The following is a 14565-nucleotide window of genomic DNA, read 5'->3' on the forward strand; positions in this document are numbered from 1 at the left end:
AGAATGGATATGAAAAAATGGACTTCTGTACTTTGCATGTTGGCTGCGGCCGTAATGCTGACGGCTGGCTGTGGCAGTGACCAAAAGGCTGCGGCTCCGGCGCAGCCTGATAAGAACAAGACGCTGATTGTGGCTACCAACCCGTCCTTTGCTCCGTTTGAGTTTATGGACAAGGACAAGATGGCTGGGTTTGATATTGATTTGATTTCTGCCATGGTAAAGCAGGCGGGCTACCAGAAAGTGGAGTTCAAGAGTCTGCCTTTTGATGGGCTGATTCCGGCGCTGGAAAATGGCAACATTGATATTGCGGTTGGCGGCATCAGCATTACGGATGCCCGGAAGCAAAAGGTGAATTTCACGGATTCCTACTATGAATCTGGGCTGATGGCGATTGTGGGCAAGGACAACGACAGCATCAAGAGTCTGGAGGACTTGAAGGGCAAGACCATTGCGGCCCAGATCGGTACGGTAGGGGCTGATGAGGCGAACAAGATTGAGGGCGCCAAGGTAAAGACCTTTGACAGCAGCGACCTGGCCTGCCTGGAGCTGAAGAACGGCGGGGCAGATGCGGTCATCAGTGACCTGCCGGTATTGCAGTACTTCCTGAAGAAGGGCGGTTCTGCCTACGCCAAGAGTGTGGGGACGCCGAAGAAGGGTGATTTCTACGGGTTTGCAGTGGCCAAGAAGAATACGGCGCTGTGCGACCAGCTGAACAAGGCGCTGGCGGAGCTGAAGAAGAATGGGGAGTATCAGAAGATTTACGATAAGTGGTTTGGGGAAGCGAAGTAAGGGGAGAGAAGAGGGAAGGGGCTATGCAAAATGGCGACATTTTGCATAGCTTTTTTTGTTGGTGCGGTCAGCGGACTTTGTAGGCGATGTTTGCCGGGTATCCACTCTCAGTCATCCACTAGCGTGGCTGCCAGCTCTCCCCTAAAGGCGAGAGCTATGGGCGCCCTTTGGGCAGACTGGGGTGAACCTCATCCGTCGCCTTGCGGCGCCACCTTCTCCACGTTGGTGTGCTCCCCGTCAAGTAGACAGTTCCTAATAATATAAACCTCTACGCCGCCATTTGGTAGCTATTATGTTTTTGCATAGGGGTCAAACGGCCCAAATTCCGCTGCAAACGGCCACTGTTGTAATACTCCATGTAGTTATTAATCATCGTTACCAAAGCTTTACGGCTGTCGAAGTCACGAGTATAGTACCGTTCTCTTTTCAGCATGCCCCAGAAGCCTTCCATCGGGCCATTATCAATGCATTTTCCTATCCGTGACATACTCTGCGTCATACCAGCATCTAGAATCATCTTGCGGAAATCCCTGCAGGTGTATTGGAATCCCCGGTCAGAGTGAAACAGGGGATGCGCGCCAGGGTTTTTCAACAATGCCTTATTGAAGGTATTGAATACCAAATTTTTATCGTTCCGGTTGCTTATCACATAGGAAACAATTCGTCTGTCATACAGGTCAATAATCGCGCTCAGATATACCTTATGCACAACTACCCCCTCATAGTAGTGAAATTCTGAGACGTCAGTACACCATTTCTGGTTAGGGGCATCGGCTTTAAATTCCCTATTCAAGATATTTTCTGCAATGTATGCAGGATCTATTGCACGCTGGGTGCAGCCCTTAGGGGCATATTTAATCGTAGACTTTATATTTATCACTCGACAAAGATGAAGAACGCGACCGTCACCAATTGCTATTGGTTTCGTGTCAGGATAGATCTTCTTATTTGGGGCTCGTAAGTCATCAGCTATTCGTCTGTACCCTTTAGCTGGGTCAGCCTTGTATATCTCTTCTATTCTTTTAGCAATTTCCTTGTCGTCAATTTCGCGTGCTGAAGGCTCTCTATGAAGCCATTTGTAGTAGCCGGCCCGGGACACTTTTCCCAATTTGCACAGGCCAAGAATAGGGTAATTCTTTTCAGCGTGCAGTTCTTTAATGGCTTCATAAATGGCTCCATATCTTATTTGTGTGAATCCCGCCTCCTTTCCACAATATCGAGTTTTTTTAGGAAATCAATCTCCATATCCTTGGCTTTGAGTTTTGCATTAGCCAGTTTGAGTTCAGCTTTCATACACTCATATTCTGTAGGGGCTTCTTCAGGGACTTCTACTGGCTTCCTGTGTCCGCGCCCATCTATGAGTCCTTCGGTATTGTACTTATTATATTTTAAGACGTAATTTCTGACTTGCTGGTAGGAAACCTTAAACTTTTCAGCGGTTTCATGGTAAGCATTCCCGTTTTCAATGCAGTATTTTACGATTTCAACGCGCTCGTCAAAGGTCGTTTGTCTAGCTTTAGTCATGATCTTGGCACCTCCAGTACCCGAACTTTTTAGTTCCTCATGACTATTATACTTCTTTAACCAGTCTCTGATTTGACGAGAACTTTTTAATCCGTATTTTTGTACCAGCTGGGACATAGTCGTTTCGCCCTTAAGATATTCCTCTACGCATTGGATCTTAAGATCAGCAGAATAACTTTTAACCTGTCTTTTGTTAAATACCTCAGGACCATTTCCTATATATTCATCTACCCAATACTGTACTGCTTTCCAGTGAACCCCTAACCTTTTTGCAGAAACCATTGGTGATTCTTCATGAGCAAGAACAGCTTTGACAGCCTTTAATTTATCCTCTGCACTGACTTTCGATATAGACATTTTACATACTCTCCTTTCAACGAATCCAGGAGGTTTAACTATATGCCAGTCTACTTTATTCATAGCATACCACGTTTGCAGAAGGCTTACTAGGCCATTACTGGTCGTGTGCTGAATGGGGCTAGTGCGGAGAGTATGGTAGTGGCCCTCCAGGCGGTTGGTGCGGTCAGCGGACTTTCTGGCGATGTTTTCCGGGTATCCTCTCAGCGGTTCGCCGTTTACCAATCAGCTGCGCACTGCCATGCTTGCTTCTTGGAAGGCTATCGCATGGGCCTTATTAACCAAACAGCCTCTTGCAAAATTTGTTGGGCTGTTTGGATGCGGCCGCAATGCTTGCAGGAAGCGTTCTTAGGCTACCACTGGTCGTGCGCTGAACGGGGCTAGTGCGGAGAGTTTGGTAGTGGCCCTCCGGGAGGTTGGGTTTTGAACCCCATCCCGGCATTGCCAACGGCAATGCCACCCTTCCCCTTCTCCTGTTCGCGCAACGCGGCGAACAGGTAAGTGGAAGGCACTTGCGGCCTGCGGCCGCTGATACCTGGATGGGACCGCTGGGTTGTTGGTGCGGTCAGCGGAATTCCTGGTGCTGGTGCGGGGTATCCTCGCAGTGGTTCGCGGCTACCCACTCAGTTACGCCCTTCGGGCTTACTTCGCGGGCCGCTATCACAGGGGTCGTATATTCCATTTCTCCACGGCCGGAGGCCTTGAGAAATGGATACGACTCCCTCAGTCAGCCTGCGGTGACAGCTCTCGCAGTGGTTCGCGGCTCGCTGCGCTGCTGCGTCCTACGGACTTGCTTTGCAGGCCGCTATCACAGGGGACACATTAGCCGGCCCGCCATTGAATCCTGTGATGACGGGCCGGATGCGTCTCCCAGAGTGAGGAGCCTTTAAGGGCCGTGCGGTTCAGGGGGTATTGGTGTGGGGCGGGACAAAATACAATTCTTTTCTTTAAAATCACTTGCATAAAAATACGGATAAGTGTATAATAATCACATATTTTAAGGAAATACCACTGAATATAATCTGTTGGGAGGAATATTTATGAAAAAGGTTACGGCTGTTTTGTGTGCTTTGGCGGCGATGCTGATGCTGGCTGCTGGGTGTGGTTCTGACGCGAAGAAGGATGCGGCTCCGGCGAAGGCTGATACGAAAAAGGTGCTGACGGTGGGGACGAACCCGTCTTTTGCTCCGTTTGAGTTTACGGACAAGCAGGATGGGAAGATGATGGGGTTTGATATTGATTTGATGAATGCGCTGGCCAAGAAGGCTGGTTATGAAAAGGTGGAATTCAAGAGTATTCCGTTTGATGGGTTGATTCCTTCTTTGGAAGGGGGCAACATTGATGCAATCATTACTGGTATGAGCATTACGGATGCCCGGAAGCAAAAGGTAAACTTCACGGAACCGTATTATGAATCTGGTCTGATGGCAATTGTGGGCAAGAACAATGACAGCATTAAGGGTCTGGAAGATCTGAAGGGCAAGACGATTGCTGTACAGATTGGTACGATTGGTGCTGATGAAGCCCACAAGATTGAAGGGGCTACGGTTAAGACTTTTGACAGCAGTGACCTGGCTTGCCTGGAACTGAAAAATGGTGGTGCAGATGCGGTGATCAGCGACCTGCCGGTATTGCAGTACTTCCTGAAACAGGGTGGTTCTGAATATGCCAAGAGTGTGGGTACTCCTAAGAAGGGTGACTTCTACGGGATTGCTGTTGGCAAGAAGGACACGGCTACTTTGGACAAGCTGAACAAGGCTTTGGCTGAGATGAAGAAAGACGGCGAATATCAGAAGATTTACGACAAATGGTTTACGGTTGCTAAATAATTGCGGTTAACTGCATAGGGTTTTGTTCTTCCTTTTCCTCCATAATGGTTGTATAAAGATACGGTTCGATGTATAATATCTACCTAGAATCGAAAATACAATCATGATGGAGGAAAATTTTATGAAAAAAATCACGGCAATCTTATGTGCGATGGCTGCGGTTATGATGCTGGCAGCTGGCTGCGGTTCTGATTCCAAACAGGCCGCCAATGATCAGAAGGTTCTGCGGGTGGGTACGGAACCGACTTTTGCTCCTTTTGAATTCCAGAAACAGGGCTCCAGTGATTTTGAGGGCTTTGATATGGACTTGGCCCGGGCGATCGGCAAGCAGCTGGGCAGAAAAGTGGAAATCCAGAACATGGGCTTTGATGCGCTGATTCCGGCGCTGAACTCCGGCAATATTGATATGGCCATTGCGGGCATGAGCATTACGCCGGACCGGCAGAAGGCTGTGACTTTCTCGGATCCGTACTATACTTCTGGTCTGACAGTGGTGGTCCGCAAGGACGAAACGGGCATCAAGGGAATCCAGGACCTGGAAGGCAAGAAGATTGCGGTACAGATTGGCACCACGGGTGCTGAACGTGCCGGCAAGGTGCCCGGGGCTCAGGTGACCAGCTTTGATACCAACTCCCAGGTATTCCTGGAACTGAACAACAAGGGTGTGGATGCGGTCATTATCGACAAACCGGTGGCTGCCTACTACCTGACCCAGGAAGGCAAGGATAAGGATATGCTGGTGGGCGAGACTCTGGAAGCGGAAGATTACGGGATGGCTTTCAAGAAGGACAGCAAGCTGGCTGCTGACGTAAACAAGGCACTGGCTGAACTGAAGAAAAACGGTGAATACGACAAAATCTATACCAAATGGTTTGGTACTGATAAAAAAGCCAAATAAGGCTACCTGGCAGAAGGGTGAAAATGCATGAACTTTGAAATTATTGAGCAGTCCCTGCCCTTACTATTGGCAGGGGCGGGTATTACCATTGAGATTACGGCCCTGAGTGTGGGTTTTGGTATGGCCATTGGGGTCATTGTTTCCCTAATCCGGCTGTCGGGGATTAAGCCGCTGCGGATTTTGGGGAACATTTACGTGGACTTTCTGCGGGGCACGCCTCTGCTGGTTCAGATTTTCCTGGTGTATTTTGCGCTGCCGGCGCTGATCCATCACCGGGTGGATGCGTTTGTGGCTGCTATTGCGGCCTGCTCCATCAACAGTGGTGCGTATGTGGCGGAAGTGTTCCGGGGCGGCATTGAATCCATCGACAAAGGGCAGATGGAAGCTGGCCGGAGCCTGGGGATGACCTGGTGGCAGACCATGCGCTACATTATTCTGCCTCAGGCGTTTAAGAGAATTATCCCTCCTTTGGGCAACGAATTCATTGCCATGCTGAAGGATTCTTCCCTGGTATCTGTTATCGGGTTTGAGGAACTGACCCGTCGGGGCCAGCTGATTATTGCCCGGACGTATGCTTCTTTTGAAATCTGGCTGACGGTTGCTGTGCTGTACCTGATTATGACCCTGGCTGTTGCCCGTTTTGTAGGCCTCTTGGAAAGGCGGTTTAAGAAAGATGAACGATAAATTGATACAGATTTCCGGCCTGAGAAAAAGCTACGGGGACAACGAAGTTTTAAAGGGCATTGATGTAGATATTGCGGAAAAGGAAGTGGTGGTGGTTATTGGTCCTTCCGGCGGCGGCAAGAGTACGTTCCTGCGCTGCATCAACTATCTGGAAGTGCCTACGGCCGGTACCATTACCTTCGATAATATCCCTCTGAACGGGGAAGCCAATATCAACGAGGTCCGGAAGGAAATCGGCATGGTGTTCCAGCGTTTCAATCTGTTCCCCCATATGACGGTGATGGAAAACCTGATCCTGGCGCCTATGAAGGTCCGGGGCGTCAAGAAGGAAGAAGCGGTGGAACTGGCGGAACGGTATCTGACCAAGGTAGGGCTTTTGGAAAAGGCTGACAGCTATCCCAACTCCCTGTCCGGCGGCCAGCAGCAGCGGGTGGCTATTGCCCGGGCGCTATGCATGAAGCCCAAGGCTATGCTGTTTGACGAACCGACCTCGGCGTTGGATCCGGAAATGATCAACGAAGTACTGGACGTTATGAAGCAGCTGGCCAAGGAAGGCATGACCATGGTGGTGGTTACCCACGAAATGGGGTTTGCCCGTGAAGTGGGGCACCGGGTGCTGTTCCTGGACCAGGGGAAGATTCTGGAAGAGGCTGAACCGCAGGAATTCTTTGCCCATCCGAAAAACGAACGGGCTGCCAGCTTCCTGTCCAAGATTCTGTAAGGGTTTTGGCGGTAATTTTGGGGCGATTGTGTAAACAATTGTTACAAAGAGTTACTTATAAGAAAAAAACTTACAAGAATTTTTAATTCTTTGCAGGAATACGGAAGGTACTGTAGAAATAATACCATAAGAACGAACAGGAAACTTCCTGTTGGTGAGGAGGTAGTTATTATGGCAGTAAGAGTACGTGGTAAAAACATTGAGGTCACCCCTGCATTAAAAGACTATGTGGAAAAACGGATTGTGACCATCACCAAACAGTTCAAGACGGTGGGTGAAATTACGGCGGTAATGCGGGTGGAACGGGGAAACCACATTGTGGAAATCACCGTACCGGCCAGCGGGATTGTATTGAGAGCGCAAGAAACTTCCGATGATATGTATGCATCCATTGATAAATGTGTTGCCAAGATCGAAAGACAGATTCACAAGTATAAGACCCGTCTGATGAAACGGAAATACAGCAACTTCCGTGATGAAGAACCGGCTCCGCTGCCGGAGCTCAGTGAAGAGGTTCCGGAAGAAACGGAAGAATTCAAGGTGGTCCGCAACAAGACCTACCGGATGCGTCCTATGGGCGTGCAGGAAGCCATTATGCAGATGAACATGCTGAACCATGATTTCTTCGTTTTCTTCAACGATGAAACGGAACAGATTGCCATCGTATATCGGCGGAAAAATGGCGATTACGGCTTGATCAATCCGGAATTGTCCTGATTTCATGAATTGTTTACAAAGAGTCGAGGCTTTTGCCTCGACTCTTTTTGACTTTCATATACCTATTTGCTACAATTAGAAAATAGGCTTAGTAGGATTTTTTGCACTTATGAGGAGTGATCTCGTTGCTGGAAAAGCTAATGAAAGTAGTCTTTGGCGACCCTAACGCTAAAGAGTTGAAGGTATGCCAAAACTATGTAAATAAGATTAATGCGCTGGAACCGGAAATGGCCGGTTTAAGTGACGCACGGCTGTGCGCTAAGACCAGCGAATTCCGGCTGCGGCTGTCCAAGGGGGAAACCCTGGATGACCTGCTGCCGGAAGCCTTTGCGGTGGTCCGGGAGGCAGCAAAACGGGTGATGGGCATGCGTCATTTCGACGTACAGCTCATCGGCGGCTGCATCCTGCACCGGGGCAATATTGCGGAAATGCGTACTGGTGAAGGTAAAACCCTGGTGGCCACCCTGCCGGCGTATTTGAACGCACTGGAAGGCAAGGGCGTGCACGTGGTAACGGTCAACGATTACCTGGCTCGCCGGGACAGTGAAGACATGGGCCGGGTATTCCGGTTCCTGGGGCTGTCCGTGGGGCTGATTATCCACGACATGGATTTCCCTGCCCGGAAGGCGGCTTATGCGGCTGATATTACCTACGGGACCAACAATGAATTTGGGTTTGACTACCTGCGGGACAACATGGTGGTGTCCGAAGATCAGATGGTACAGCGTCCGCTGCATTACGCCATCGTGGACGAAGTGGACAGTATCCTGATTGATGAGGCTAGAACGCCGCTTATCATTTCCGGCCCGGGGGAAAAATCCACGGACCTGTACAATGTGATGGCTTCCGTAGTAGCCAATATGAAAAAAGATGTGGACTACACGGTGGACGAAAAGCAAAAGACCGTGGCACCTACGGAAGTGGGTATTGCCAAGGCGGAAAAAATGCTGGGGGTCCAGAATATGTACGCCGGGGAAAACGGCGTGGACCTGTCCCACCAGCTGATGGCCGCCCTGAAGGCCAAAGCCCTGATGTTCCGGGACCGGGACTATGTGGTCAAGGACGGGGAAGTCATTATTGTTGACGAATTCACCGGCCGGCTGATGTACGGCCGCCGCTTCTCCGAAGGGCTGCACCAGGCCATTGAAGCCAAGGAACACGTGAAGGTGGAACGGGAAAGCCAGACCCTGGCAACCATTACCTTCCAGAACTACTTCCGGATGTACGACAAGCTGTCCGGCATGACCGGTACGGCCAAGACGGAAGAACAGGAATTCCAGAAGATTTACGGGCTCAGCGTTTACGTGGTGCCCACCAATAAACCCAACATCCGTATCGACTATCCGGATGTTATCTACAAGACCAAGAAGGCCAAGTACCGGGCGGTAGTCAAGGCCATTGAGGAGCTGCACGCTAAGGGCCGGCCGGTGCTGGTAGGTACTACTTCCATTCAGCAGTCCGAAGAACTGTCCGATATGCTGAAGAAGAAGGGCATCCAGCACAATGTGCTGAACGCCAAGTACCACGAAAAGGAAGCTGAAATCGTGGCCGACGCCGGCCAAATGGGCGCCGTGACCATTGCCACCAACATGGCTGGCCGTGGTACGGATATTACCCTGGGTGAAGGGGTCGCTGAACTGGGCGGCCTGCACATCATTGGTACGGAACGGCACGAATCCCGCCGTATCGACAACCAGCTGCGGGGCCGCTGCGCCCGTCAGGGGGACCCGGGCTCTACCCGTTTCTACCTGTCCCTGGAAGATGATCTGATGCGGCTGTTTGGTTCCGACAATATTTCCGGCATTATGGACAAGCTGGGAATGGAAGAAGACGAACCCATCGAACACAAGCTGGTTACCCGTTCCATTGAGAACGCCCAGAAGAAGGTGGAATCCCGGAACTTTGATATCCGGAAACACGTACTGGAATACGACGATGTAATGAACCAGCAGAGAGAGGTTATCTACGACCAGCGTCGGAAGATTCTGGAGCGGGCGGACCTGAAGGACGATGTGCTGAATATGGCCAGCCATATTGTGGACCGGACGCTAAACATGTACGCGCCTCCTGACGCCTACAGCGAGGATTGGGACATTCCGGGTATGATTGCCTACGCCGAGGAGTTTTACGCGCCTCAGGGGCTGCTCAAGGCCGAGACGCTGCAAAATATGAGCCGGGAAGAGCTGGACGAATACCTGCATAAGGTAGCCGTAGATGCCTACAACGCCCGGGAAGAAGCCATTGGGGCTCCGATTCTGCGGGAACTGGAGAACCTGGTGATGCTGAAGGTGGTGGACGGCCACTGGATGGAACATCTGGACGCCATGGACGCCCTGCGGGAAGGCATTGGCCTGCGGGCTTACGGCCAGCGGGATCCTTTGGTAGAATACAAATTTGAAGCCTACGATATGTTCGAAGCCATGAAGGAAACGATTGTGGACGATGTGGTGCGGTACATGTACCGGGTAAACGTGGTGACCCAGCCTGCGGTGGAAGACCACTTGTCCAACGCCCAAGTAAACAATCCCAACGTGGACGGCGCGGAGGAACAGGTCCGGGAACCGGCAATGGTTTCCCATGAGCCTGAAGTGGGAAGAAACGATCCCTGCCCCTGCGGCAGCGGCAAAAAATACAAAAACTGCTGTGGCAAAAACAGCTGATTGACAAGAACGAAGCTGGGGCTTTTCCCGGCTTCGTTTCCCTTGTTTTTAAAACTAAACTGAGAAAGGGCTGTGGATGGTGTTACTGGAAGAACTAAAACCGGAAATCAATGGTTTGAAAGACAAATTGCAGGAAATGAACGGGGCCCTGAAAATCCCCCAAAAGGAAGAACGGATTCAGGACCTGGAGCACCAGATGGCGGCTCCGGGGTTCTGGGACGATGCGGATAAGGCCCAAAAGGTGGCCCAGGAAGCCAACAATCTGAAAAGTGATGTGGATACCTTCCATTCCCTGGAAACGAAGATTGAGGATATTGAAACCCTGTGGGAAATGGCTGTGGAAGAAAACGACGACAGTCTCCAGGAAGAAATTGAGGGCGAGCTGGAAAAGGGCAAGAAGACTCTGGCGGACCTGGAACTGGGGCTGCTGCTCAGCGACCAGTACGACAGCAACAATGCCATTTTGACCCTGCACGCCGGGGCCGGCGGCACTGAGGCCCAGGACTGGACCAGCATGCTCATGCGGATGTTTACCCGCTATGCAGAGCGCAAGGGCTTTGCGGTGGAAATGCTGGACGTACTCCCCGGGGAAGAAGCGGGCATCAAGAGCGCCACGCTGTCCATTAACGGGCACAATGCCTACGGCTATCTGAAAAGCGAAAAGGGCGTGCACCGGCTGGTGCGGATTTCTCCCTTTGACGCCAACGCCCGGCGGCACACGTCTTTCTCCGCGGTGGACGTTATGCCGGAAATCGACAACACGGTGGAAGTAAATATCAACATGGACGATGTGCGGGTGGACTACTACCGGGCCAGCGGCGCCGGCGGCCAGCACGTCAACAAGACGTCTTCGGCAGTGCGGATGACCCACATTCCTACGGGGATTGTGGTACAGTGCCAGAACGAACGTTCCCAGCTGCAAAACAAGGAACGCTGCCTGGCTCTCTTGCGGGCCAAGCTGTTTGAATACGAAAAGGCCATTCAGGACAAGAAAATCAGCGATTTGGCCGGGGATTACCAGGCCATCGAATGGGGCAGCCAAATCCGTTCCTACGTGTTCCAGCCCTATACCATGGTAAAGGATCACCGGACCGGTGCGGAAACCGGGAATGTGCAGGCCGTGATGGACGGCGACCTGGACCTGTTTGTGGAAAGTTATCTGCGCAGCCTGAAGCATTAATGGGACTGGCTTAGGGAGAGTAACCGTATATGAAGAACTATAAAAAATTATTCGCGGCACTGGTGGGTCTGGGACTGGTTTGTTCCCTGAACCTGAACTGGCAGCGCATCCAGGTGGAAAAAGCCAACAAGCAGATTGAAACCGTGATGGAATACAACAGCCTGGTGCGGATTGCCCAGGAAGAAGGGGTTCCCAAGGAAACGGTGTTCAAGGAATTCAAGGACCGGGGGGTTACCACCCTGGCGGTGTTTGATACCAATCTGGATAAATTGTTCCAAAGCGGGGCAGTGAATGTAGTGACCGGTGCCCAGCTGCTGAGCCAGAGAAAACTGGGGGCGCTGAGCCCTGCCTGGCAGGCCATTACGGACAATCCTGATTTTGTGACTGATGCAGTCTATCTGTCCGAGGGGCAGTCTCCCCGGGCCCTGAACGAGGCGGTGGAGGATATCCGGCTGCGCTTTGGGGCGGACCGGATTGTGGAGCTTAGTGCGGCGCCCCGGATCCTGCGGTTTACCGGGGATACGGTGGTGAGCAAGAACCCCATTGCCGGGGACCAGCGGGGAATCCGGGAAATGGACCTGGGGCCCTCCACGGACGAACTCCAAGATGTAACGAAAAATGGCTTTATGGTAGCCATTCGCCCTACCAACTACAGCGAGCGGTACACGGCGGGGGCTGCCTCCGCCCCGGAACAGATCGAGGCGCTGTTTAACCGGCTGGATAACAGCGGGGCTACGGTGTCCCTGATGATCGGCAGCGGCAAGCAGATGCTGGGCAACAAGGAGCAGCTGCCGCTGGTGGCTAAGGACCTGGATGCACGGCATATTACCCTGGGCATGGTGGAAGGGGTCACCCAATTGCAGTTTGTGAACCTGGAAGGGCTGACCAAGCTGGCGGACCTGACCCATTACCAGGTGGCCAGAACCTACGTGATTGCCGATGCGGAACAGCGGAAGATGCAGGTGTTTGATGCGTTCCGGCGTTGGTCCCTGTCCGACGAGGAACGGAACATCCGGGTGAACTACATCAAGACGTTCCTGACGCCCCGGGACAACAAGACCCTGCTCCAGACCAATCTGGACTATGTGGAAGCGGTCAACAAGGACGTGGCCAGCAAGGGCTTTACCTCTGGCCGGGCTGACATTTACCAGGTGTACCAGCCGTCCAAGCTGTGGTACATTCCGCTGGCTTTCTCTCTGGCAGCTGCCTGGTGTCTGTATTTCCTGCTGCTGGACGTGCTGCCGGAAAAACATTACACCAAAGCGGTGGTGGGCCTGGGGGCTGTGATTTCGGCCTCGGTATTTGGACCTACGCTGCTGGCCCGGCAGGGTATTGCCTTTGGAGCAGCGGTGATTTTCCCAGTGCTGTCCATGGCCCGGATGCTGGGAATCTGGAAGCGCCGGGGGCAGGAGGGTTCCTTTGGGGCCCTGGCCGGCCGCACGGTGGTGGATTTGTTTGTGACTATGGTGTTATCCCTGATTGGCGCCAGCCTTCTTGGCGGGGTGCTCAGTGATACCCGGTTCCTTTTGGAAATGGATATCTACCGGGGGGTCAAGGCCACCTTTATGCTGCCGGTGTGCCTGGTGTTCCTGCTGTTTATGAAGAACCATGGGTTCTGGAACAAAGGGGAAAACTGGCGTAAGCCGGTGGCCAGACTGGAAGGGTTCCTGAAGCGGCCGCTGAATCTCAACGCCTTTTTGGTGCTGGGAATCTTCGCGTTTGTGGCCTGGGTATTTATCGGCCGCAGCGGCCATACGGCCGGGGTGCCGGTGCCTGCCATTGAGCAGAAGCTGCGCTACTTCCTGGAGGAGACTATGTGGGCCCGTCCCCGGGAAAAGGAATTTATGATTGGCCATCCGGCCTTCTTCCTGGCGGCCTGGGCTGCCTGGAAAAAGCTGCCCACCTGGTTCTACGGGCTGTGTGCCGTAGGCGCGGTGATTGGCCAGGGGTCCCTGGTGCAGACCTTCTGCCATATGCGTTCTCCCATTCTTATGTCCTATGTGCGGGCCTTGGATGGGTATGCGGTAGGGGTGGTGCTGGGGCTCATTGCCCTGGTACTGTTTGCCTGGGCTTATCCTCATGTGCAGCGCCTTTTGGCAAGGAGGGACACTCTTGGGTAAGATTCTGATTTCCGGCTACTACGGGTTTTCCAACGCCGGGGACGAAGCCATGCTGACGGCCATTATTACGGCTCTCAGAAAAAAGGACCCCAGTGTAGAAATTACCGTGATATCCGGTCATCCTGAAGCCACCAGCAAGCTGCACCAGGTAAAGGCGGTGCACCGGTTTGCGCCCCTGGGAATCCTGAAGGCCATGCTGCACACGGACCTTTTGCTTTCGGGCGGGGGAAGCCTGCTGCAGAACGTGACCAGTCATATCAGTCTGTTGTATTATCTCAGCATTATTGCCCTGGCCCGGCTTTTGGGCCGGAGGGTGATGCTGTTTGCCCAGGGCATTGGGCCCATTCGGGGCGGTGTGTGCCGGCTGCTCACCCGGCTGATTTGCAGCCGGGCGGACCTGATTACGGTCCGGGACGACGGTTCCCTGGAGGATTTGAATGCCATGGGGATTCCTGCCAGCCGGGTGCTGGTTACCTCGGATGCGGTGTTTTCCCTGCCGCCGGGACGAAAGGAAGAAGGAAAGCGGCTCCTGGCCAAGCTGGGGGTGGACCTGAACCGGCCGGTGGTGGGCTTTGCCCTGCGCCACTGGAAAGGGGAGGCACGGTTTAGCCGGGAGTTTGCCGGTGCGGCCGATGCCCTGAAGCGGGAGTTTGGGGCCCAGATTCTCTTTATTCCGCTGCAATTTCCGGCGGACGCAGAGCTGTCCCAGGCGGTGGCAGCGGCTATGGAAAACCAGCAGGACGTGTACATGCTGGACCAGAAGTGCTCCACCCAGGAGTACCAGGACCTGATCAGCGGGCTGCATCTGCTGATTGGCATGCGGCTCCACGCCCTGGTGTTTGCGGCCATTAACGATGTGCCGCTGATGGCGGTTTCCTACGATCCCAAGGTGGACCGGTTTGTGGCCGGGATGAAGGGCAACGTGGTGAATACCATTGACAAGATTACCGCTGGGGAAATCCTCTCCATGGCCCGGGAGCTGTGGCAGCAGGATGGCCGGCAGGGCCGGGAACAGATCCAGGCCCTGCGCCAGGAAGCGGAAAAGAATATTGAAAGAGCGGTGGAACTGAGCCGACAATAATTGAA

Annotated in this window: 12 protein-coding genes; 10 read left to right on the forward strand and 2 right to left on the reverse strand. The window is 52.8% G+C overall.

Annotated elements, in window-relative coordinates; genetic code table 11:
* Positions 1-9: 9 nt before the first annotated feature.
* The gene (locus tag LKE88_RS00300; protein WP_105325815.1) at positions 10-789 is read left to right on the forward strand and encodes a basic amino acid ABC transporter substrate-binding protein; all 780 of its coding nucleotides are present in this window, start codon (positions 10-12) and stop codon (positions 787-789) included.
* A gap of 268 nt (positions 790-1057) precedes the next feature.
* Here LKE88_RS00300 and LKE88_RS00305 read toward each other — a convergent pair whose 3' ends face one another.
* On the reverse strand, positions 1058-1975 hold the full coding sequence (locus LKE88_RS00305; RefSeq protein ID WP_105325363.1) for an IS3 family transposase: 918 nt from the start codon (positions 1973-1975) through the stop codon (positions 1058-1060).
* Positions 1972-2733 carry a helix-turn-helix domain-containing protein gene (locus LKE88_RS00310; protein WP_105325742.1) on the reverse strand — a complete coding sequence of 254 codons (762 nt, stop codon included), beginning with the start codon at positions 2731-2733 and terminating at the stop codon, positions 1972-1974. The genes LKE88_RS00305 and LKE88_RS00310 overlap by 4 nt, the downstream gene beginning before the upstream one ends.
* Positions 2734-3710: 977 nt before the next feature.
* Between LKE88_RS00310 and LKE88_RS00315 the strand changes: the two genes are divergently transcribed.
* The 9 genes from LKE88_RS00315 (at position 3711) to csaB (ending at position 14560) form a co-directional block, all read left to right on the forward strand.
* The gene (locus LKE88_RS00315; protein WP_105325812.1) at positions 3711-4499 is read left to right on the forward strand and encodes a basic amino acid ABC transporter substrate-binding protein; all 789 of its coding nucleotides are present in this window, start codon (positions 3711-3713) and stop codon (positions 4497-4499) included.
* A gap of 121 nt (positions 4500-4620) precedes the next feature.
* The gene (locus tag LKE88_RS00320) at positions 4621-5397 is read left to right on the forward strand and encodes a basic amino acid ABC transporter substrate-binding protein (RefSeq protein WP_276802294.1); all 777 of its coding nucleotides are present in this window, start codon (positions 4621-4623) and stop codon (positions 5395-5397) included.
* A 27-nt stretch (positions 5398-5424) separates the two neighbouring features.
* The gene (locus LKE88_RS00325; protein WP_105325810.1) at positions 5425-6081 is read left to right on the forward strand and encodes an amino acid ABC transporter permease; all 657 of its coding nucleotides are present in this window, start codon (positions 5425-5427) and stop codon (positions 6079-6081) included.
* Position 6082: 1 nt separating this feature from the next.
* Positions 6083-6802 (forward strand): amino acid ABC transporter ATP-binding protein, encoded by a 720-nt coding sequence (locus LKE88_RS00330; protein ID WP_423767615.1) that lies wholly within the window; start codon positions 6083-6085, stop codon positions 6800-6802.
* Positions 6803-6973: 171 nt separating this feature from the next.
* On the forward strand, positions 6974-7519 hold the full coding sequence (gene hpf, locus LKE88_RS00335) for a ribosome hibernation-promoting factor, HPF/YfiA family (RefSeq protein ID WP_105325809.1): 546 nt from the start codon (positions 6974-6976) through the stop codon (positions 7517-7519).
* A 140-nt stretch (positions 7520-7659) separates the two neighbouring features.
* Positions 7660-10179 carry a preprotein translocase subunit SecA gene (gene secA, locus LKE88_RS00340; protein ID WP_423767616.1) on the forward strand — a complete coding sequence of 840 codons (2520 nt, stop codon included), beginning with the start codon at positions 7660-7662 and terminating at the stop codon, positions 10177-10179.
* Between the two features lie 76 nt (positions 10180-10255).
* A complete protein-coding gene (prfB, locus tag LKE88_RS00345) occupies positions 10256-11359 on the forward strand; it encodes a peptide chain release factor 2 (protein ID WP_338076927.1) in 1104 nt (367 codons plus the stop codon).
* Between the two features lie 29 nt (positions 11360-11388).
* A complete protein-coding gene (locus LKE88_RS00350; protein WP_276802300.1) occupies positions 11389-13479 on the forward strand; it encodes a DUF5693 family protein in 2091 nt (696 codons plus the stop codon).
* Positions 13472-14560 (forward strand): polysaccharide pyruvyl transferase CsaB, encoded by a 1089-nt coding sequence (csaB, locus tag LKE88_RS00355; protein WP_276802301.1) that lies wholly within the window; start codon positions 13472-13474, stop codon positions 14558-14560. Before LKE88_RS00350 ends, csaB begins: the two co-directional genes overlap by 8 nt.
* Positions 14561-14565: the final 5 nt, after the last annotated feature.

Source organism: Acidaminococcus hominis (assembly GCF_022484025.1).
In the GTDB taxonomy this organism is placed as follows: Bacteria; Bacillota; Negativicutes; order Acidaminococcales; family Acidaminococcaceae; genus Acidaminococcus; species Acidaminococcus hominis.